The sequence below is a fragment of the Pseudomonas sp. ADAK18 genome (assembly GCF_012935695.1).
Lineage (GTDB): Bacteria > Pseudomonadota > Gammaproteobacteria > Pseudomonadales > Pseudomonadaceae > Aquipseudomonas.
The window spans coordinates 893423-915484 of the sequence record NZ_CP052859.1; the positions used below are offsets into that span (position 1 = coordinate 893423).

A 22062-nucleotide genomic window follows, 5' to 3' on the forward strand; every position below is an offset into this window, starting at 1 on the left:
ATCATGAGTTTGCTCAATATCGGGATGTCGGGGCTCAATGCCGCCCAAGGATCGTTGTCGGTCTTAAGTAACAACATTGCCAACGTCAACACCCCGGGCTACTCACGTCAGCAGAGCTCTCAGAACGCCAATGCGTCGAACCAGTTTGGCGGTGTGTTTATCGGCAGCGGTACGACCCTGGCGGATGTGCGCCGGGTGTACAACCAGTACCTGGACACCGCTTATCAGAACAGCACCTCGCTCAATAGTGATGCCAATGCCTACCTGGGCCAGGCCAGTGCGATAGACAAGACCCTGTCGGACAAGACCACCGGCATGTCTGCGGTGCTCAGCGCCTTTTTCGCGGCCGCGCAGACCGCAGCGGCTACGCCCAGTGATGTGTCCGCCCGACAACTGCTGCTCACCAGCGCCCAGACCTTGAGCAACCGTTTCAACGCCATTTCCTCGCAGTTGACCCAGCAGAAAGAAAGCATCAATGGCCAGTTGAGCAGCCTGAGTGATCAGGTCAATACACTGACCTCATCGATTGCCTCGCTCAACAAGCAGATTGCCCAGTCCCAGGGCTCGTCCAGCAACGCGCCAGCCAATCTGCTGGATGCGCGTACCGAAGCGGTACGTTCGCTCAATGAGCTGATCGGGGTCACGGCCACCGAGAAGAACGGCCAGTTCAGTGTGACAACGGGTACGGGGCAGTCGCTGGTGGAAGGCGGTATTGCCAGCACAATTTCGGCAGTGCCAAGCAAGAGTGACAACAGTCAGTACACCATTCAGCTCAACCTTGGCAGCACCACGATGGACATCGGTTCGGTGGTCAGCGGTGGCAGCATTGGTGGCCTGATGCGTTACCGCAGCGACGTGCTGATGCCGGCCATCAATGATCTGGGTCGTATTGCCATCGCCACCGCTGACACCGTCAATAACCAACTGGGCCAGGGCCTGGACCTGAACGGTGAATTCGGTTCGTCGCTGTTCAGCGATATCAACAGTGCGGCGGCCATCGCCCAACGGAGCCAAGGGGCTGCGGGCAACAGCGCGGGCTCGGGCAATCTCAATGTGACGATCGCGGACAGCAGTAAACTGACGACCTACGACTACAAGGTCACGTTTACCAGCGGCAACCAGTACAACGTCGTGCGTTCCGACGGTAAGTCCATGGGGTCGTTCGATACCACTACCACGCCGCCACCGGTTATTGACGGTTTCACCCTGGCGCTCGATGGCAAGGGGCCGATGGCTGCCGGCGACAGTTTCAAGGTTAGCCCGACCGCCAATGGCGCCAGCGGGATCGGTGTCGACCTCAAGGATGCCAATAAACTCGCGTTCGCCGGGCCATTGGCGGGTAATGCCAGCAAGACCAATACGGGGACTGGCATCTTCAATCCACCCCAATTGACCCTGCCGCTGGATATTCATGGCGGTGCCAATACCGCGCAACTGCGCACCGGGATTGAAAACTCGATGCCGGTGAAAATGGTGTTCGGCAAGCCTGCGGCCGACGGTACCCAGTCGTACACGGTCAACGATGCCCAAGGTAACCCGATCGGTACCGGCAGCATCATTCCGGGCCAAGGCAACAAGGTCACCGTCAATGTGCCAATGCGCGATGCCAGCGGTGCGTTGATTCCGGGCAAGAGTTTCAGTTTTGATACCACCGTCTCCGGCTCACCCTCCAATGGCGACAGCACCACCTTCGCCTTCAATGATGCCGCCAAGTCCGATGGTCGCAACGCCCAGCAGCTGCTTGGCCTGCAAACCAAGGCCACGGTGGGCGTGGCGGATGGCAGCTCGGGTGTGAGCCTGGTCAGCGCCAATAGCCGTCTGGTGTCCCAAGTAGGTTCCAAGGCTGCCCAGGCCGGCACCGACAGTACCGCGACCGCTGCATTGCTGGCGGCGAACAAGGCGGCCAGCAACTCGGTGTCCCAGGTCAACCTGGATGAAGAGGCGGGCGACATGATCAAGTTCCAGCAGTACTACACCGCGTCGTCGCAGATCATCAAGGCCGCGCAAGAAACCTTCAGCACGCTGATCAATGCCCTTTAAAGGAGTCTGGAACGATGCGTATTTCGACACAGCAGTACTTCGATACCAGCGCCAGCAAGTATCAGGATAACTATTCCAGTGTGGTGAAGGCCCAGGACCAGGCAAGTTCCGGGGTTCGGGTGCAGACGGCTGCCGATGATCCGGTGGCCGCCGCCCGTTTGCTGATGTTGCAGCAGCAGAAGGACATGTTGGGGCAGTTCAACGGCAATATTAATAGCCTGCAAAACTCCCTGACCAATGAAGAGAGTGTGCTCGATAGCATCAACACGGCCATGCAAAGGGCCAGTGAGTTGGCACTGCGGGCCGGTAACATTGGCATCAGTGATGATGATCGCAAGTCGATCGCCAGCGAAGTGGGGGCGCTGGAGGATCATGTGCTGAGCCTGCTCAACTCCAAGGACGCCAATGGCAATTACATGTTTTCCGGGGCCAAGACCGATACGCCGCCCTACAGTCGTAACAACGATGGAACCTACACATATCAAGGGGATGAGACGCCGCTGAGCTTGCAGGTTTCGGATAACTTGTCGATTCCCGTCGGTGATACCGGCAAGTCGATCCTTGAGGGCGCCTCTAACACCGGTCGTACTCGGGCCACCTTGTTGCCGCCGGCCGTCAATGACGGCAAGGTCGCGGTCTCGTCCGGGCTGATTACCTCCGGCACCACGTACAGCAAAAGCTTTTCTGATGGGCAGCCTTACAAGCTGACGTTCTCCAGCAGCACCCAATACAGCGTGACCGATAAAGACGGTAATGACGTCACCTCCGAGATTGCGGGTAATGGCACCTTTGATGCCACCAAGGAAGGCGCATCCAGCGTCAACCTGCGGGGTGTCAAGTTCGATATCAGCCTGAACCTGGGCAAGGACGTCGCGCCGGGCGCTGCCTCCGATGCGCTGGTGGCGGGCAAGGCGTTCACCCTGGAAAACAAGCCGGATACATTCAGTCTTTCGCGCACGGCGAGTAACTCCTCCACCGCGCAACTGACTGGCGGTAAGGTGACGGACCAGGCGGCCTATGCCAGTACCTTTCCCAGCTCGGGTGCTCTTATCAAGTTCACCAGTGGCACCAGCTACGAGGTATACGCCCAGCCGTACACGGCAGATAGCAAGTCTATCGCCTCAGGTACCATGGCTGCTGGCGCGACGTCGATCACTACGGCGGGGGTGACCTTCGACATCAGTGGTACGCCTGGTACGGGTGATCAGTTCTCGGTCGGGGCCACCAGCAACAAAAATCAGAATGCGCTGGATACCTTGAGCCAGTTGCGTAAGGCCCTTGAAACCCCGGCGGATGGTAATTTGGTTGCGCAAAACAAGCTCAAGGATGTGGTGGCCACGACCATTGGCAACCTGAACAACGCCAAGTCGCAGATTGATCTGGTGCGCGGTTCCATTGGTGCACGAATGAACGCCCTGGAGATTCAGGGCGCAGAAAACACCAGCTTGGGGGTAGCCAATACCGCCACCATGTCGTCACTGGCCAACGTCGACATGGGCGAGGCAGCGATCAACCTGACGCTGCAGCAGACCATGTTGCAGGCCTCCCAGCTGGCATTCGTGAAAATCTCCCAGTTGAGCCTGTTCAGCAAAATGTGATTCAGCGGCTGTAGACCGGCGGCTCACCCTGGAAACGGGGTGGGCCGTTGTCGTTTTTGGCCCCTGTATGTCCCCAGGTTTCGCACAAAGCGCAGAAAATTGAGTGACCTGTGAGTCATAAAGCGCATCTTCACTGTATCGTGTGAAAAGGATAGGTCGTCGCCAGGTCTCTGCGAGGGCCTGCTGCCAAGGTGTAAGGGCGGTTTTCGGCGAGTTTTTTTGCGGGGTTATCCCCTTTATTGTCAGCACCCCCCGGCCTGTTCCGAGGGGTGTTCTCCAGCTATTTAGTATTGGGAAGCCACAATGATTGGCATAAAAAGCATCGCCAGTTACGTGCCGGCAGACGGGATCGATAACTACGCCCAGGGTGCCAAGTTCGCCAAGGATGAAGAATTCATCATTGGTAAGATCGGTTCAGCGTTTCTGCCGCGCAAGGAAGCCGCGCAAGAAACCTCCGATCTGTGCGTCGAGGCCGTCAATGCCTTGTTCGCCAATAATCCGGATTTGAAGCGCGAATCCATCGACGCGCTGATCGTCGTCACCCAGAACGGCGACGAAGAGGGCTTGCCTCACACGGCAGCCATCGTCCAGGACAAACTGGGCCTGCCTACCCACGTGGCCGCCTTCGATATCTCCCTGGGTTGCTCCGGGTATGTGTACGGCATCTATGCCATGAAAGGCTTCATGGAAGCCACCGGCCTGAAAAACGGCCTGTTGGTGACCGCCGATCCGTATTCGAAGATCGTCGATCCGGAAGACCGCAACACCACCATGCTCTTCGGCGATGCCGCCACGGCCACCTGGATGGGCGAAGGCGCTCCCTGGGCGCTGGGCAAAGCCAAGTTCGGTACTGACGGGTCCGGCGCGCCGCACCTGAAGGTCAGTAACGGTGTGTTTTTCATGAACGGCCGCCAGGTGTTCAACTTTGCCTTGCTCAAGGTGCCGGCGCATTTGCATGAGCTGCTCGATGAGTCGAACCTCAAGGCCGACGATATTGATGCGTTCTGCATTCACCAAGGCAGTGCGGCGATTGTCGATGCCGTGGCGCGTCGCTTCGAAGAGGCACCTGTGGAGAAGTTCATCAAGGATATGGTCGAGACCGGCAACACCGTGTCGTCGAGCATTCCCTTGCTGCTGGAGAAGCACATGATGGACGCAGACTGGCAGCGCGTGGCGATCAGCGGTTTCGGCGTTGGCCTGTCTTGGGGCTCGGCGATTCTCTATCGGCCGTGATGCTGTAATAGAGCTGCACAAAAAACGCCCATGATCGAAAGATCATGGGCGTTTTGTTTTTTCTGGCGTTCAGCCGTGAAGACCCCGGATTCCGGGATTTTTGCCTGATGTAAATGCTTGAATTGCAAGGAGTGGCCCCGTGCTAGTAAAAAAAATCAAAAAAGTCCTCAAGCAACTTGCTTTCACGACGATAACTATTACGAAGGTTCTCTAGGCCACACCCGGCGGTTGCCAGGGCCGGAAGCCGCAGTACACCACCCACGAGGATTTCGTCATGGCATTAACAGTAAACACCAACCTTGCGTCGTTGACCGTTCAGAACAACCTGAACAAGGCTTCCGGTAACCTGCAAACCTCCATGCAGCGCCTGTCTTCCGGCCTGCGTATCAACAGCGCAAAAGACGACGCTGCTGGCCTGCAGATCTCCAACCGTCTGACCAGCCAGATCAACGGCCTGGGCACTGCCATCAAGAACGCCGGTGACGGTATCTCCATTGCGCAAACTGCTGAAGGCGCAATGCAGGAATCCACCAACATTCTGCAAAAAATGCGTACCCTGGCACTGCAATCCGCCAACGGCTCGCCAAGCGCTGACGACCGTAAGTCGAACAATGCGGAATACGCTGCTCTGACCGCAGAACTGACCCGTATTTCGGCTACTACCACTTTCGGTGGTCGTAACCTGCTGGACGGTTCGTTTGGTACTACTTCTTTCCAGGTAGGTGCCAACGCTAACCAGACCATCAACATGACTCTGGGCGACGTATCGGCTAAAAGCATCGGTTCCCAGCAGGTCAAGAGTGCGGCGATCAAGCCGGCTGCAGGTTTCACTGCTGACACACTGACTGTTACCGGTAGCGGTCAAAGCTCCCCTGTTGCGGTACTGGCCACTGACTCTGCTGGCTCCATCGCTGCCAAACTCAATGGTGCGGTCAGCGGCCTGAGCGCCACGGCGAGCACTGAAGCTCAGTTCGTTTTTGACTCTGCCACCATCAACGCTGCTACCCCTGCCAACTTCACTATGACCGTTGGTGGCGCAGCCGTTAAATTCGTCGGTGTGACCGATGCTGCCAGCATGGCAGAGCAATTGAAGTCCAACGCTGCCAAGTTGAATATCAGCGTCAACTTCGACTCCAAGCTGGGCTCCCTGTCGATCAAGTCCGACAGCGGCGACAACATCTCTTTCAGCGCCAGTGGTGGTGCAGTTGGTGGTATCACCGTAAACACCAAGGGCGGTGATGGCGCTTATGTTCCAGCTAACGCCACCGCACTGGCTGACGGCATCGTTGCGGTAGGTGCTGTTTCGCTCAACTCCAGCAGCGGTTATGCCATCAGCGGTGCTGCCGGTGCCACGGCCCTGTTCGGCGCTGCTGCTACCAGCTCCACCAAAACCAGCGTTTCCAACACCGACGTACTGACCGCTACCAGCGCTCAGAACGCTGTCGACGTGATCTCCCAGGCGATTTCCAACATCGACTCCCAGCGTGCTGACCTCGGTGCTGTACAAAACCGTTTCGACAGCACCGTCGCTAACCTGCGTAGCATCTCGGATAACTCTACCGCTGCTCGTGGTGTGATCCAGGACGTCGACTTCGCTGCTGAAACCGCCCAACTGACCAAGCAGCAAACCCTGCAACAGGCATCCACTGCGATCCTGTCCCAGGCTAACCAGCTGCCGTCTGCTGTACTGAAGCTGCTTCAGTAATAGCGACGCTTGATGACTGACGGAAGGGCGCGTTTACGTGCCCTTTTGTCTTTTGCGTGATGAGGAGATTGGACATGGACATGAGCGTCAAGTTGAACCTGTCTTATCCTGCTGCGGTACCGCAGACGGTGCCCGCACCCGTAGCCGCGAGGGCCGATCAGGCCGACGCCAAGCCTCAAGCCAAGGATCAGCCGGCTGCCGAGGCCCGGCGCGCGGATCTGGAAAAGGCGGTCACGGATATTCGCGAATTCGTCCAGGCTGCCCAGCGCAAACTGGATTTTTCCATCGATGATTCCACCCACCAGGTAGTGGTTAAAGTCATCGCGACGGAAAGTGGCGAAGTCATTCGCCAGATTCCCTCGGAAACTGCATTAAAACTCGCCCAAAGCCTGCATGACGCCAGCAGCTTGCTGTTTGATGCAAAGGTCTGAAGTGGCATGAATTTTGTTGCTGTTGCTGTCTGAGACATAGTCCGTCAAGAAAGCAACAGGCCCTGGAATAGGAGAAAGACGATGGCAGGCCCAACGATTAGCGGTCCGGGTTCGAATATCGATACCCAGAAGATTGTGGCGTCTTTGGTGGCCGCTGAAAAAGCGCCCAAGCAAACGGCGATCAACGACCAGACGCTGAAAGCTACCACCCAGCTGTCGTCGATCGGCAAGATCCAGGCAGCCCTGGACGCCTTCCGTGGCGCCATCGACAACATGTCCAAGAACACCAGTTTCAGTGGCTTGTCCGCCTCATCTTCGGATGAAAAGGTTGCCACGGTGACCATGGGGGCAGGGGCCGCCTCGGGTAGTTACTCACTGATAGTCACCCAACTGGCGACGGCCTCGAAGGTGGCCACTCAGACATACAAGGACGGTAACAAGACCGTCGTCAATAATGGTACGTCTCCCACCACGCTGACGATTACTCAGTCTGGCAAAGAGTATGACCTGAGCATTCCGGCCGGATCGACCCTCCAGCAGGTGCGCGACTCGCTCAACACACAGTTTGCTTCTGCGGGATTGAGCGCCAACATCCTGACCGACTCCAATGGCTCGCGGCTGGTTGTCACTTCGACCAGTACCGGCGTGGGCACTGACTTGACGCTTTCGGGAAATTCAGGCCTGGACGTTGGTTCGAGTGTGGTGGGTCCTGCGCCACAGAACGCCAAGTACATCCTGGATGGCAGTGCGCAAGAGTCCACGAGCAACACGCTGACTGAGGCAATCAGCGGTGTCAGCATCAAGCTGCTGGCTGAATCGCCTAAAACCACCACAACCCCCTCGGGACCCATCACCAGCACTATTTCGGTGGCTGCCAGCAACGCTACATTGAAGTCATCCGTCAAAGGCTTCACTGACAGCTACAACGCCTTGATGAAAGCGATCAACACCGAAACCCAAACCACCAAGAATCCCGACAACACCATTACTGCGGCGGCCCTCACCGGTGATGCTTCGGTTCGCTCACTGATGACGTCGGTACGCAATGAGTTGAACGCGTTGTCGGGTTCGGGAACGTTGAAGTCACTGGCATCGTTCGGTATTACCACCGACCAGCAAACAGGCCTGTTGTCGATTGATGACAAGAAATGGGATGCGGCGCTTAAAACCAATGCCACGGATATCAACACGATCTTCACCGGGGATAGTGGCCTGCTGACGCGTCTGACCAAGGCAACCGATAGCTTTGCACTGAGCAGGACGGGTGTCTTTGCCCAAAGATCCACGACCCTGAGTGACAGCCTCACTGACCTCAAAAAGCAGCAGGATGCCTTGGATGAGCGAATTGCCGGCCTGCAACTCAGCTTGACCGCCAAGTACACGGCGATGGATAGCCTGGTGGCCCAGCTCAATGCTCAAAGCTCTAGCATCATGACCACCCTCAATGCCCTGAATAATCCAAAATCCAACTAGTTCCTGAGTGACGAGAGCCTGCCAGGCGGGCTCTTCACCAGATGATCGGGTTAAAGTTTTTGGCGGCACCGTCGACATAATATTCAGCGCATCCCCCTTTCCATCGTTGCCTGTCACGAGGTAGAAACATGAATCCCATGAGAGCCCTTCGCCAATACCAGAAGGTTAATTCCCATGCCCAGATCTCCGAAGCCAACCCGCATCGCCTAGTGCAGATGCTGATGGAAGGCGGCCTGGATCGCATGGCTCAGGCCAAGGGCGCCCTGGCTCGTGGTGATATCGCGCAGAAAGGTTTGATGTTGGGCAAGGCTGTCGACATCATCGTCGGCCTGCGTGATGGTCTGGATGCGGAAAAAAGTGATGACAAGGCTTACGTACAACAGTTGGAAGGTTTGTATGTGTACATGACTAACCGCCTGATGGAAGCCAATCAACATAACGATGCCGACATGATTGACGAAGTCGCCCGCTTGTTGATTACCGTCAAAGAAGGCTGGGATGCCATCGCAACACAATAAGGCCGTGGGCCTGGAGTACGTCATGAGCCAAGCATTGCAACGCATTGATGAAACCCGTGAAGCCTTGATCGGCGCGCTGGCTGAGCGTAATTGGGACGCTATTGGCGAACTGGATATGGGGTGCCGCGCCGTGATCGATGAAGCGCTCAGCAACATACCGGTGGATGAAAATGTCTTGCGGGAAAAACTGGAAAGCCTGTTGGTGGTGTACCAGCAGCTGCTTGAGGTGACGACTGGGGAGCGTCAAGCGATCTTCGAAGAGATGTCGCAGATCAACCAAGCGAAAAATGCGTCAAAGGTTTACCATCTGTTCGGCTGATCTGGCTCAGTTAATCCGAACATAGCGCGTCATAAATTTGACTGTGCACGTTTTTTTGACTTAACTAGTGCTATTTTCAGACATCAGATGGCTGTAACGCAGTAAATGCCTACAGCTTTCTAGATTGCCCCGACTCGAGGGCATTTGAGTTTACTAGGGAAGTTGCTATTGCATGTGGCGTGAAACCAAAATTCTGCTAATCGATGACGATAGCGTTCGACGCCGCGATTTAGCGGTGATTTTGAATTTTCTTGGTGAAGAAAATCTACCCTGCGGTAGCCACGACTGGCAGCAGGCGGTCAGCTCGTTGTCGTCGAGCCGTGAAGTCATTTGTGTACTGATCGGGACGGTAAACGCTCCTGGGGCAGTTCTGGGCCTGTTAAAGACACTGTCGACCTGGGATGAGTTCCTTCCAGTGTTGCTAATGGGCGATATTTCTTCTGTGGACCTTCCGGAAGACCAGCGCCGTCGGGTGCTTTCCAATCTGGAAATGCCTCCCAGCTACAGCAAATTGCTCGACTCCCTGCACCGTGCCCAGGTCTATCGCGAGATGTACGACCAGGCCCGCGAGCGTGGACGTCACCGTGAACCCAATCTGTTCCGTAGCCTGGTCGGCACCAGCCGTGCCATCCAGCACGTGCGTCAGATGATGCAGCAAGTGGCCGACACCGACGCCAGCGTGCTGATCCTCGGCGAGTCCGGCACCGGCAAGGAAGTGGTAGCGCGCAACCTGCACTATCACTCCAAGCGCCGCGACGGGCCTTTTGTGCCGGTCAACTGCGGGGCGATTCCTGCTGAGTTGCTGGAAAGCGAATTGTTCGGCCACGAGAAGGGTGCCTTTACCGGGGCGATCACCAGCCGCGCTGGGCGTTTCGAGCTGGCTAACGGTGGCACCCTGTTCCTCGACGAAATCGGCGACATGCCGTTGCCGATGCAGGTCAAACTGCTGCGGGTCCTGCAAGAGCGCACCTTCGAGCGCGTGGGTAGCAACAAGACCCAAAGTGTCGATGTGCGCATCATTGCCGCAACCCACAAGAACCTCGAAAGCATGATCGAGGTCGGCAGCTTCCGCGAAGACCTGTACTACCGCCTCAACGTATTCCCAATCGAGATGGCTCCCCTGCGTGAGCGGGTCGAAGACATCCCGTTGCTGATGAACGAGCTGATTTCACGCATGGAACACGAAAAACGTGGCTCGATTCGTTTCAACTCGGCGGCAATCATGTCCCTGTGCCGTCACGGCTGGCCGGGCAACGTTCGCGAGCTGGCCAACCTGGTGGAGCGCATGGCGATCATGCACCCGTACGGGGTGATCGGCGTGGTCGAGTTGCCAAAGAAGTTCCGCTACGTCGATGACGAAGACGAACAGTTGGTGGACAGCCTGCGCAGCGACCTGGAAGAGCGCGTGGCCATCAACGGTCACACGCCGGACTTCGGCGCTACCGCCATGCTGCCGCCGGAAGGTCTGGACTTGAAGGACTACCTCGGCAGCCTGGAACAAGGCCTGATCCAACAGGCTCTGGACGATGCTAACGGTATCGTTGCCCGTGCCGCCGAGCGCCTGCGTATCCGCCGCACTACGCTGGTGGAAAAGATGCGCAAGTACGGTATGAGCCGTCGTGAAGGTGATGAACAGGCGGATGATTGACGCCTGTTTTTCAACTGACTGAAAACTAAGTCTATTTTTTTAGGCACGGGTATTGCTACAGCACTCGCAACGTTCCGTTTAACTGACGGTCAGCCAAGCGAGAGAGCATGATGCCCCACGCCGCCCAACTATCGCAGGTCCCTGGTATTCAGGGGCCGGCACCTTCCGTAGAGCAGATCAGCCGGCTAGGACTTGAGCAGGCGTTTTCGCTGTTCAATCAGATGTCCAGCCAGTTGACTGACTCCTACAGCCTGCTGGAAGCCCGGGTCTCTGAGCTCAAAGGCGAGCTGGCGGTGGTCAGTGCCCAGCGCATGGAAGAGCTGGCCGAGAAAGAGCGCCTGGCCAACCGTCTGCAAAACCTCCTCGACCTGTTGCCCGGTGGCCTGATCGTCATTGACGATCAGGGCCGCGTGCGCGAGGCCAACCCGACCGCCTGTGACCTGCTGGGCTTGCCCCTGGAAGGCGAGCTGTGGCGTCACGTGATCGCCCGCTGCTTTGCGCCCCGCGAAGACGATGGCCATGAAGTGTCCCTCAAGGACGGTCGCCGACTGTCCATTGCCACGCGCTCCCTGGATGCCGAGCCCGGGCAGTTGGTGTTGCTCAATGACCTGACTGAAACCCGTCACTTGCAGGATCAGTTGGCGCGCCACGAACGGCTGTCTTCCCTGGGGCGGATGGTCGCTTCCTTGGCGCATCAGATTCGCACGCCGTTGTCCGCTGCCCTGATCTACGCCAGTCATTTGACTGACGAGCAACTGCCTGCCGCCACCCACCAGCGTTTTGCCGGTCGCCTCAAAGAGCGTCTGCACGAGCTGGAGCATCAGGTGCGCGACATGCTGGTCTTTGCCCGGGGCGAGTTACCGCTGACTGACCGCGTCACCCCGGCACTCCTGATGCAATCGTTGCAAGCAGCGGCAGCCATCCATATTCAGGACGTCTCGATGCGTTGGCAGTGCGACAGCCGCGTGGGTGAGTTGCTGTGCAATCGCGACACCCTGGTAGGCGCTCTGCTCAATCTGATCGAAAACGCGACCCAGGCCAGCGGCCCAGGGGCGCGGCTCAAAGTGCATCTGTATAACCGTGGCGAAGTACTGCGCCTGTGCATCAGCGACAGCGGCAGTGGGATCGAGCCGGCGGTGCTGCAGCGCCTGGGTGAGCCTTTTTTCACCACCAAGACCAATGGCACTGGCCTCGGACTGACCGTGGTCAAGGCAGTCGCCCGTGCTCATCAGGGAGAATTGCAGCTGCATTCCCGGTTGGGTCGCGGCACGTGCGCATTGATGACGCTGCCGCTGTTTTCAAGCGCGCCAAGCGCGGAGTAAAGGTAATGGCAATCAAGGTTCTACTGGTTGAAGACGACCGCGCCCTGCGCGAAGCCCTGGCGGACACGTTGCTGTTGGCCGGGCATGACTATCGGGCTGTCGGCTCGGCCGAAGAGGCCCTTGAAGCGGTAGGGCAGGAGTCTTTCAGCCTGGTAGTCAGTGACGTCAATATGCCGGGCATGGACGGCCACCAGTTGCTGGGCCTGCTGCGCGCTCGCCAGCCGCAATTGCCAGTATTGCTGATGACCGCCCACGGCGCAGTGGAGCGGGCCGTGGATGCCATGCGCCAAGGCGCTGCGGATTACCTGGTCAAACCGTTCGAGCCCAAGGCCCTGATCGAGCTGGTCGCCCGCCACGCCCTCGGGACTGTGGGAGTGTCAGATGGCGAAGGCCCGATTGCCTTTGAGCCAGCCAGTGCCCAGTTGCTGGAGCTGGCCGCACGCGTGGCCCGCAGCGACTCCACGGTGCTGATCTCTGGCGAGTCCGGCACCGGCAAGGAAGTCCTGGCGCGTTATATCCACCAGCAATCCCATCGTGCCAGCCAGCCGTTTATTGCGATCAACTGCGCAGCGATCCCCGACAACATGCTAGAGGCCACTTTGTTTGGCCACGAAAAGGGCTCGTTCACCGGCGCCATCGCGGCCCAGCCCGGCAAGTTCGAGCAGGCCGACGGCGGCACCATCCTGCTGGACGAAATCTCGGAAATGCCTCTGGGCCTGCAAGCCAAATTGCTGCGGGTGCTGCAAGAGCGTGAAGTGGAGCGGGTAGGGGCGCGCAAGCCGATTCAATTGGATATCCGCGTCGTCGCTACCACCAACCGTGACCTGGCGGGCGAAGTGGCGGCGGGGCGCTTTCGCGAGGATCTGTTCTACCGGCTTTCGGTGTTCCCGCTGGCCTGGCGCCCGTTGCGTGAGCGCCCGGCGGACATCATTCCCTTGGCCGAACGCTTGCTGAGCAAGCACGTCAATAAAATGAAGCACGCCCAGGCGCGACTGTCGGCTGATGCCCAGGCATGTCTGATCAGCTATCCATGGCCTGGCAACGTGCGGGAGCTGGACAATGCGATCCAGCGTGCGTTGATCTTGCAGCAGGGTGGCTTGATCCAGCCTCAGGACTTCTGCCTGGCCGTGGGTGGCAATAGTGCGCCGCTGCCGAGCCTGGCGAGTACCCCTCAGATTGAAACGACGGCAGCCGAATCGGCTGGAGCGCTGGGTGACGACCTGCGCCGCCGTGAATTCCAGATGATCATCGACACCCTGCGTTCCGAGCGCGGTCGCCGCAAAGAGGCCGCCGAGCGCCTGGGCATCAGCCCGCGCACCTTGCGCTACAAGCTGGCGCAGATGCGCGATGCCGGGATGGATGTGGAAGCCTACCTTTTCGCTACCTGATATTTACTTGGGACGACAGGATCAGTCGTCTTTTCTTACGATTAGCCACGGAGCTGGCACCCTTGTTGCTACCACCCCACTAACCGCAGACGTAGTGTCAAAAAATTGCGGGTCGTCGGAGAGAGAAGTTCATGAGCCAAGGTGTTGAGTTCAATCGGTTGATGTTGGATATGCGGTCCATGCAAATGGATGCCATGGCTCGTCCAAAATCCGTCGCCGAAGTGCCGGAGTTGGGCAAGAGCAATTTTGCCGACATGCTTGGCCAGGCCATCAACAAAGTCAGCGATACCCAGCAAGCCTCCACTCAGTTGGCCACCGCCTTCGAGATCGGCAAGAGCGGCGTGGACCTGACCGACGTGATGATCGCTTCGCAAAAGGCCAGTGTTTCCTTCCAAGCCTTGACCCAAGTGCGCAACAAGCTGGTTCAGGCTTATCAAGACATCATGCAGATGCCGGTTTAAGGACGAGATTTAAGTCATGGCAGAAGCAGTCGTGGACAACGCACCCGCCAAGGCAGACGGCAAGCCGCCGCTGTTCGGCCTGTCGTTCCTGGAAAACCTTTCCGAGATGACCATGTTGCGTCAGGTGGGCCTGATGGTCGGCCTGGCCGCCAGCGTGGCGATTGGTTTTGCCGTGGTGTTGTGGTCCCAGCAACCTGATTACCGGCCGCTGTATGGAAGCCTCGCGGGCATGGATTCCAAGCAGATCATGGAAACCCTGGCCGCCGCCGATATCACCTACACCGTCGAACCCAACTCCGGCGCCTTGCTGGTCAAGGCCGATGACGTGGCGCGTGCGCGGATGAAGCTGGCTGCGGCTGGCGTTACCCCTGGCGATGCGAACATCGGTTTTGAAATCCTCGACAAGGACCAGGGCCTGGGTACCAGCCAGTTCATGGAAGCCACCCGCTACCGTCGCGGCCTGGAAGGTGAGCTGGCGCGGACCATTTCCAGCCTGAACAACGTCAAGGGCGCCCGGGTGCACCTGGCCATTCCGAAAAGTTCGGTGTTTGTGCGCGACGAGCGCAAGCCCAGCGCCTCGGTACTGGTTGAGCTGTTTTCCGGCCGCTCCCTGGAGCCTGGCCAAGTGTTGGCGATCATCAACCTGGTGGCCACCAGCGTTCCCGAATTGAGCAAGTCGCAAATCACCGTGGTCGACCAGAAGGGCAACCTGCTGTCCGACCAGGCGGAAAACTCCGCGCTGACCATGGCCGGCAAGCAGTTCGACTACAGCCGTCGCATGGAAAGCATGTTGACCCAACGGGTACACAACATCCTGCAGCCGGTGCTGGGCAATGACCGCTACAAGGCTGAAGTGTCTGCTGATGTGGATTTCAGCGCGGTCGAGTCGACGTCCGAACAATTCAACCCCGATCAGCCGGCCCTGCGCAGCGAGCAATCGACCAGCGAACAACGCACAGCCTCCAATGGCCCGCAAGGTGTGCCGGGTGCCCTGAGCAATCAGCCGCCAGCGCCGGCTTCGGCCCCGCAAACTACCGGAGGCGCAGCCGCTACGGCCGCTGCGATCCAGCCCGGCCAACCGCTGTTGGACGCCAATGGCCAGCAAATCATGGACCCGGCTACCGGCCAACCGATGCTTGCGCCATATCCTGCGGACAAGCGTAACCAGTCCACCAAGAACTTCGAACTCGACCGCTCCATCAGTCACACCAAGCAGCAACAGGGCCGGATCAATCGCCTGTCGGTGTCGGTGGTGGTCGATGACCAGGTCAAGATCAACGCGGCCAACGGTGAAACCACCCGTGCGCCATGGAGCGCCGACGAATTGGCGCGCTTCACTCGTCTGGTGCAGGACGCCGTCGGTTTTGACGCCAGCCGTGGCGACAGTGTCAGCGTTATCAACATGCCGTTTTCCGTCGAGCGCGGCGAAGTGATCGCCGAAGCGTCGTTCTACACCCAGCCGTGGTTCTGGGACATCGTCAAGCAAGTACTGGGTGTATTGTTCATCCTGGTGCTGGTGTTCGGTGTACTGCGTCCGGTGCTCAACAACATCACCGGCCACGGCAAGAAACAGTTGGCCTTGAGTGGCAGCGACGTTGAGTTGGGCGGCATGGGCGGCCTGGATGGCGAACTGCGCAACGACCGGGTCAGCCTTGGCGGCCCGCAAAGCATCCTGTTGCCAAGCCCGAGCGAAGGCTATGACGCTCAGTTGAACGCAATCAAGAGTCTGGTGGCAGAAGACCCGGGTCGTGTGGCCCAGGTCGTGAAAGAGTGGATTAACGCAGATGAATGATCGAGCCGCTGTTGCCAAGCTCTCCCGGGTCGACAAAGCCGCTGTATTGCTGCTGTCCCTGGGCGAAACCGACGCAGCACAAGTGTTGCGCCATATGGGCCCCAAGGAAGTCCAGCGGGTCGGCGTCGCCATGGCGCAAATGCGCAACGTACACCGCGAGCAAGTCGAGCAGGTGATGAGCGAATTCGTCGAGATCGTCGGCGACCAGACCAGCCTCGGCGTCGGCTCCGACAGCTACATCCGCAAGATGCTCACCTCTGCCTTGGGCGAGGACAAAGCCAATGGCCTGATCGACCGCATCCTGCTGGGTGGCAACACCAGTGGCCTCGACAGCCTGAAATGGATGGAACCGCGGGCCGTGGCGGACGTGATCCGCTACGAGCACCCACAAATCCAGGCCATTGTTGTCGCCTATCTGGACCCGGACCAGGCCGGTGAAGTGCTCGGCCATTTCGACCACAAGGTGCGCCTGGACATCATCCTGCGGGTCTCGTCGCTGAACACCGTGCAGCCGGCGGCCTTGAAGGAACTGAACACCATTCTCGAGAAGCAATTCTCGGGTAATTCCAATGCCTCGCGCACCACCCTGGGTGGTATCAAGCGTGCGGCGGACATCATGAACTTCCTCGACAGCTCGATCGAAGGCCAATTGATGGACTCGATCCGCGAGGTCGACGACACCCTGTCCGGTCAGATCGAAGACCTCATGTTCGTCTTCAACAACCTGTCCGATGTCGACGACCGTGGCATCCAGGCCTTGCTGCGTGAAGTCTCCTCCGATGTGCTGGTGCTTGCCCTTAAAGGCTCGGATGAGGGCGTCAAGGAGAAGATCTTCAAGAACATGTCCAAGCGGGCTTCCGAACTGTTGCGCGACGACCTCGAGGCCAAGGGCCCGGTGCGCGTCAGCGACGTGGAAACTGCGCAGAAGGAAATCCTCACCATTGCCCGCCGTATGGCCGAAGCCGGAGAAATCGTTCTCGGCGGGAAGGGCGGCGAAGAAATGATCTAAGGCGCCGCACATGTCGAACAAAGATGAGACGCCCAGCGATCTGATTCGCGCCCGGGACGTCGGCGGGTTCGACGTCTGGTCACTGCCCAGTTTCGACCCGCATCAGCCTGAACCAGAGCCTGAGCCTGTGGAAGAAGCACCGGCGCAGATGGAAGAGGTGCCGCTGGAGGAAGTCCAGCCATTGACCCTGGAAGAGCTCGAGAGCATCCGTCAGGAGGCTTACAACGAAGGTTTTGCCACCGGTGAGAAAGAAGGCTTCCACAGCACCACCCTCAAGGTGCGCCAGGAAGCTGACGCCGCCTTGAGCGTCAAGCTGGCCAGCCTGGAAACACTGATGGGCAGCCTGTTCGAGCCCATCGCCGAGCAAGACTCGCAGATTGAAAAGGCTATGGTCGGGTTGGTGGAGCACATCACTCGCCAGGTGATCCAGCGTGAGCTGGTACTGGATTCCAGCCAGATCGAAAGCGTGATGCGCGAAGCCCTCAAGCTGTTGCCCTTGGGCGTCGGCAACGTGCGGCTGTACATCAACCCCCAGGATTTCGAGCAGGTCAAAGCCCTGCGCGAGCGCCATGAGGAAACCTGGCGCATCGTCGAAGACGCTTCGTTGCAGCCAGGTGGTTGCCGGGTGGAAACCGAACACAGTCGGATCGACGCAACGGTAGAGACGCGCATCAGCCAGATCATGGCCAAGCTCTTTGATCAGTTGCACGAGCAGGCGCTGCATCCGGCGGCGGCGGATCTGCATCTTGAGTTGGGCGACGACCTGGACACCCCTGATGCGCCTTGACCGCACCAGCTTTGCCAAGCGCCTGGGAGGCTACGCTGAAGCCACCCAGTTGCCTGGCCAGCCGATCCTTGAAGGTCGGCTGCTGCGTATGGTCGGCCTGACCCTCGAAGCCGAAGGCCTGCGCGCCGCCATGGGCAGTCGCTGCATGGTAATCAACGACGACAGCTACCACCCGGTGCAGGTGGAAGCGGAAGTCATGGGCTTTTCCGGCAGTAAGATTTTCCTGATGCCCGTGGGCAGTCTCGCCGGCATCGCTCCTGGCGCACGGGTTGTGCCGCTGGCCGACACTGGCCGCCTGCCCATGGGCATGAGCATGCTCGGCCGAGTCCTTGATGGCGCCGGGCGTGCCCTCGACGGCAAGGGTGGGATGAAGGCTGAAGACTGGGTGCCGATGGACGGCCCCACCATCAACCCCCTCAAGCGCAACCCCATCAGCGTGCCGCTGGACGTGGGTATTCGCAGCATCAACGGTTTATTGACGGTCGGTCGCGGTCAGCGCCTGGGCCTGTTCGCCGGTACCGGCGTGGGCAAAAGTGTGCTGCTGGGCATGATGACGCGCTTTACCGAGGCCGACATCATTGTGGTGGGGCTGATCGGCGAGCGGGGCCGCGAGGTGAAGGAGTTCATTGAACACATCCTCGGCGAAGAAGGCCTCAAGCGTTCCGTGGTGGTCGCGTCACCTGCGGATGACGCGCCGCTGATGCGCCTGCGCGCGGCGATGTACTGCACGCGGATTGCCGAATATTTTCGCGACAAGGGCAAGAACGTCCTGCTGCTGATGGACTCCCTGACCCGTTTCGCCCAGGCCCAGCGGGAAATCGCCCTGGCCATCGGCGAGCCGCCGGCCACCAAGGGTTATCCGCCCTCAGTGTTCGCCAAACTGCCGAAGTTGGTGGAGCGGGCCGGTAACGCCGAGGCGGGTGGTGGCTCCATCACCGCGTTCTACACCGTGTTGTCCGAAGGTGATGACCAGCAGGATCCGATTGCCGACTCGGCCCGGGGCGTGCTCGACGGCCACATTGTGCTGTCCCGCCGTTTGGCGGAGGAGGGGCACTATCCGGCCATCGACATCGAAGCGTCCATCAGCCGGGTGATGCCGTCGGTGGTCACGCCCGAGCACATGATCCGCGCCCAGCAGTTCAAACAGTTGTGGTCGCGTTACCAGCAGAGCCGTGACCTGATCAGCGTCGGCGCCTATGTGGCTGGCGGTGATCGCGAGACCGACCTGGCAATCGCCCTGCAACCGCAACTGGTGACCTACCTGCGCCAGGGCCTGAACGACAACATCAGCATGGCCGAAAGCGAGGCGCACCTAGCCTCGATCTTTGCGCCGGCACCTGGCGGTTAAGCCATGGCAACCAGTCGCGCCGCCCGCCTTGCGCCCGTGGTGGAGATGGCCGAAACCACCGAGCGCACCGCCGCCCAGCGCCTGGGGCATTTCCAGGGGCAAGTGCGCTTGGCCCAGAGCAAGCTGGGGGACCTGGAAGGCTTTCGCGGCGAATACCAGCAACAGTGGATCAGTCGCGGCAGCCAAGGCGTTTCCGGGCAATGGCTGATGAACTACCAGCACTTCCTCAATCAACTGGAAACCGCTGTCGGCCAGCAGCGCCAAAGCCTGGCCTGGCACGAGGCCAACCTCGACAAGGCTCGCGACAGCTGGCAGCAGGCCTACGCCCGCGTTGAAGGCCTGCGCAAGCTAGTGCAACGCTACATCGACGAAGCTCGAGCGCTGGAAGACAAGCGCGAGCAGAAGCTGCTGGATGAGCTGTCCCAGCGCTTGCCGCGCCAAGACCACTACTGACCCTGTGCGGTCTTGTAGCCGCTGATGGTTCTGTAGCCGCTGACGAGGTACGAGGCTGCGATGGGTTGCCCATCTTCCCATGAGCTGCTAAACCTTGTGCCTATTGCCAATGACAAGGAAGCAGTCGTATGTCAGTTGATTCAGCAGTGTCCCTGGATGGGAAAAAGTTGACGATCGCGGTCAAGGGGCGGTTCGACTTCGGCAGTCACCAGGCTTTTCGTGATGCTTACGAGCGGTTCTACAAGGTGCCCGAGACCTACGTGGTGGACATGAAAGAAACCACCTACGTGGACAGCTCTGCCTTGGGTATGCTCCTGCTGTTGCGCGATCATGCGGGTGGCGATGAGGCTGAGGTGCAGGTGATCAATAGCAACTCTGACGTGCGCAAGATCCTCGCCATCTCTAACTTCGACAAACTGTTCGACATCAGTTGAGCACCCTGGTGCCAGTCCTTGAAACCCTCACCGTACTGATCGCCGAAGACAGCGCGGCCGACCGGTTATTGCTGTCGACCATCGTGCGTCGTCAAGGGCATGCCGTGCTGACCGCCAGCAACGGTGAGGAAGCGGTGCACGTGTTCACCCGTGAGCGCCCGCAGCTGGTGTTGATGGATGCGCTGATGCCGGTGATGGACGGCTTTGAGGCTGCCCGTCAAATCAAGCAGTTGGCGGGTGAGGAGCTGGTGCCGATCATTTTCCTCACGTCGTTGAGCGAGAGCGAGGCCCTGGCCCGTTGCCTGGACGCCGGTGGCGACGACTTTCTGCCCAAACCTTACAACCAAGTGATTCTGGCGGCGAAGATCAACGCCATGGATCGCCTGCGCCGTTTGCAGGCCACCGTACTGCATCAGCGGGACTTGATCGCCCGACACCACGATTACCTGCTTCATGAGCAGCGTGTGGCCAAGGCGGTGTTCGACAAGGTTGCCCATTCCGGCTGCCTGAACGCGGCCCCCAACATCCGCTACCTGCAATCGCCCTATGCCTTGTTCAATGGTGATCTGTTGTTGGCGGCGTACACACCGTCGGGCGACATACACGTGCTGCTTGGGGACTTCACCGGGCATGGCTTGCCCGCAGCAGTGGGGGCGATGCCCCTGGCGGAAGTGTTCTACAGCATGACGGGCAAGGGCTACGGCCTGGGGCAAACCCTGCGAGAGATGAACGCCCGGCTCAAGCGCATCCTGCCGGTGGACATGTTCTGCTGCGCCACGTTGTTGTGCCTCAGCACGGAGCGACGGGTGGTGGAGGTGTGGAACGGCGGTATGCCCGATGGCTATGTGCATGAGGTGGCTAGCGGGCGACGTACGCCATTGGTGTCACGGCATTTGCCCCTTGGTGTGTTGTCGGCAGAGGCCTTCGATGATCGTACCGAGGTTTGGCCCATGGCCTTGGGTGACCGGATCTTCCTGCTGTCCGATGGCGTGCTGGATACCGCGGATGCCAATGAGCAGTTGTTTGGTGTCGAGCGCCTGCAGCAGGTGTTCGCCGCCAACCGCCATCCGGATCATTTGTTCGAAGAGATTGAGCAGGCGCTGGCACGCTTTCGCGGCCAGGTGCGGGATGACATCAGCATGGTGGAAATCAGCCTCTCGCTGGATCAGCCGTTGCGCTCGCCAACCCTGGTCTATTCCGACAGCGGTCAAGCGAGCCCGCTGGATTGGTCGGTGAGTTTCGAGTTTCGTGCCGAAACCCTCAAGCACTACAATCCGCTGCCGTATTTGCTGCAACTGCTGCTGGAAATCCACGGCTTGCGCGGGCAGAGCGGGGCGCTGTATAGCGTGATGGCCGAAGTGTATTCCAATGCTCTGGAGCATGGCGTGCTGGGCCTCGACTCAAGCCTCAAGCGCGATGCCCGAGGGTTTGCCGATTATTACCGTCAGCGTAATGAGCGCCTGGCGCAATTGAGCAGCGGTTATGTGCGGGTGCATATCCAAGTGCTGCCCACCGCCGTGGGCGGTTGCCTGACATTGCGCGTCGAGGACAGCGGAGCGGGATTCGATGTGGAGAAGGTTCTGGCCCAGCCGCAGGAAGTCGACCGCTTGTCCGGTCGTGGCCTGAGTCTGGTGCGCCAACTCAGCAGCACTGTGAGCTGGTCGGACGGAGGGCGTAGTGTCTGCGTGGAGTTTTGCTGGGAGGCTCTGGCATAATCCGCTGATTCTTGATCAAGGAGAGAGCAAGTGGCTGTGGATCATCTGGACAAAGACGTGTTGACGCATCTACGTGATGTCATGGAAGGCGAGTACCGCACATTGCTGGATACTTTTCTGGAAGACTCGCAAGAGCGTGTCGAAGCCCTGCGCAAGGCCAGGGATACCAAGGTGTTGGGCGAGATTGCCCACAGTTTCAAAGGCAGTAGCAGCAACCTGGGAGCAATACGCCTGGTTGAGTTGTGCCACCGCCTGGAAACCGAAGCGGCGAATCAGTCGCTGCAGGCCCTGGAGCCGCTGGTGGATGAAATTGGCGATGAGTTCGCCTTTGTACGACCGCTCTATGAGCTGGAGCGGCAACGGTATCCGTTCTGATCAAATCGGGCCT

General features: G+C 59.1%; 20 protein-coding genes. All 20 read left to right on the top strand.

Annotation, left to right across the window (positions count from 1 at the left end; genetic code table 11):
* Positions 1-3 precede the first annotated feature (3 nt).
* Positions 4-2040 (top strand): flagellar hook-associated protein FlgK, encoded by a 2037-nt coding sequence (gene flgK, locus HKK55_RS04110; protein ID WP_169353483.1) that lies wholly within the window; start codon positions 4-6, stop codon positions 2038-2040.
* A gap of 14 nt (positions 2041-2054) precedes the next feature.
* Positions 2055-3638 carry a flagellar hook-associated protein 3 gene (locus HKK55_RS04115; protein ID WP_169353484.1) on the top strand — a complete coding sequence of 528 codons (1584 nt, stop codon included), beginning with the start codon at positions 2055-2057 and terminating at the stop codon, positions 3636-3638.
* Positions 3639-3941: 303 nt separating this feature from the next.
* Positions 3942-4871, top strand: a complete 930-nt coding sequence (locus tag HKK55_RS04120) for a ketoacyl-ACP synthase III (protein ID WP_169353485.1) — start codon at positions 3942-3944, stop codon at positions 4869-4871.
* A 274-nt stretch (positions 4872-5145) separates the two neighbouring features.
* Positions 5146-6576 carry a flagellin gene (locus tag HKK55_RS04125; protein ID WP_169353486.1) on the top strand — a complete coding sequence of 477 codons (1431 nt, stop codon included), beginning with the start codon at positions 5146-5148 and terminating at the stop codon, positions 6574-6576.
* Between the two features lie 74 nt (positions 6577-6650).
* Positions 6651-7007 carry a flagellar protein FlaG gene (locus tag HKK55_RS04130; protein WP_169353487.1) on the top strand — a complete coding sequence of 119 codons (357 nt, stop codon included), beginning with the start codon at positions 6651-6653 and terminating at the stop codon, positions 7005-7007.
* Positions 7008-7088: 81 nt separating this feature from the next.
* A complete protein-coding gene (gene fliD, locus HKK55_RS04135) occupies positions 7089-8480 on the top strand; it encodes a flagellar filament capping protein FliD (RefSeq protein ID WP_169353488.1) in 1392 nt (463 codons plus the stop codon).
* A gap of 128 nt (positions 8481-8608) precedes the next feature.
* On the top strand, positions 8609-8998 hold the full coding sequence (gene fliS / locus HKK55_RS04140; RefSeq protein ID WP_169353489.1) for a flagellar export chaperone FliS: 390 nt from the start codon (positions 8609-8611) through the stop codon (positions 8996-8998).
* Between the two features lie 22 nt (positions 8999-9020).
* Positions 9021-9317, top strand: a complete 297-nt coding sequence (locus HKK55_RS04145; protein WP_169353490.1) for a flagellar protein FliT — start codon at positions 9021-9023, stop codon at positions 9315-9317.
* A gap of 172 nt (positions 9318-9489) precedes the next feature.
* On the top strand, positions 9490-10965 hold the full coding sequence (locus HKK55_RS04150; protein ID WP_169353491.1) for a sigma-54 dependent transcriptional regulator: 1476 nt from the start codon (positions 9490-9492) through the stop codon (positions 10963-10965).
* Between the two features lie 110 nt (positions 10966-11075).
* Positions 11076-12287 carry a PAS domain-containing sensor histidine kinase gene (locus HKK55_RS04155; RefSeq protein WP_237151356.1) on the top strand — a complete coding sequence of 404 codons (1212 nt, stop codon included), beginning with the start codon at positions 11076-11078 and terminating at the stop codon, positions 12285-12287.
* Between the two features lie 5 nt (positions 12288-12292).
* A complete protein-coding gene (locus HKK55_RS04160) occupies positions 12293-13675 on the top strand; it encodes a sigma-54 dependent transcriptional regulator (RefSeq protein ID WP_169353492.1) in 1383 nt (460 codons plus the stop codon).
* 131 nt (positions 13676-13806) lie between these two features.
* Positions 13807-14136: a flagellar hook-basal body complex protein FliE gene (gene fliE, locus HKK55_RS04165; RefSeq protein WP_169353493.1), complete on the top strand. Its 330-nt coding sequence runs from the start codon at positions 13807-13809 to the stop codon at positions 14134-14136.
* 16 nt (positions 14137-14152) lie between these two features.
* Positions 14153-15928, top strand: coding sequence for a flagellar basal-body MS-ring/collar protein FliF (gene fliF, locus HKK55_RS04170; protein ID WP_169353494.1), 1776 nt, complete (start codon positions 14153-14155; stop codon positions 15926-15928).
* Positions 15921-16937 (top strand): flagellar motor switch protein FliG, encoded by a 1017-nt coding sequence (gene fliG / locus HKK55_RS04175; protein ID WP_169353495.1) that lies wholly within the window; start codon positions 15921-15923, stop codon positions 16935-16937. Before fliF ends, fliG begins: the two co-directional genes overlap by 8 nt.
* 10 nt (positions 16938-16947) lie before the next feature.
* Entirely contained in the window at positions 16948-17724 is a 777-nt protein-coding gene (fliH, locus tag HKK55_RS04180; protein WP_169353496.1) for a flagellar assembly protein FliH, read from the top strand.
* On the top strand, positions 17714-19072 hold the full coding sequence (gene fliI, locus HKK55_RS04185; protein WP_169353497.1) for a flagellar protein export ATPase FliI: 1359 nt from the start codon (positions 17714-17716) through the stop codon (positions 19070-19072). The genes fliH and fliI overlap by 11 nt, the downstream gene beginning before the upstream one ends.
* A gap of 3 nt (positions 19073-19075) precedes the next feature.
* Positions 19076-19525: a flagellar export protein FliJ gene (fliJ, locus tag HKK55_RS04190; protein ID WP_169353498.1), complete on the top strand. Its 450-nt coding sequence runs from the start codon at positions 19076-19078 to the stop codon at positions 19523-19525.
* Positions 19526-19653: 128 nt separating this feature from the next.
* Positions 19654-19959 (top strand): STAS domain-containing protein, encoded by a 306-nt coding sequence (locus HKK55_RS04195; protein ID WP_169353499.1) that lies wholly within the window; start codon positions 19654-19656, stop codon positions 19957-19959.
* On the top strand, positions 19956-21674 hold the full coding sequence (locus HKK55_RS04200; protein WP_169353500.1) for a fused response regulator/phosphatase: 1719 nt from the start codon (positions 19956-19958) through the stop codon (positions 21672-21674). Before HKK55_RS04195 ends, HKK55_RS04200 begins: the two co-directional genes overlap by 4 nt.
* Positions 21675-21704: 30 nt before the next feature.
* Positions 21705-22049 carry an Hpt domain-containing protein gene (locus tag HKK55_RS04205; protein WP_169353501.1) on the top strand — a complete coding sequence of 115 codons (345 nt, stop codon included), beginning with the start codon at positions 21705-21707 and terminating at the stop codon, positions 22047-22049.
* The last annotated feature ends 13 nt before the right edge of the window (positions 22050-22062 follow it).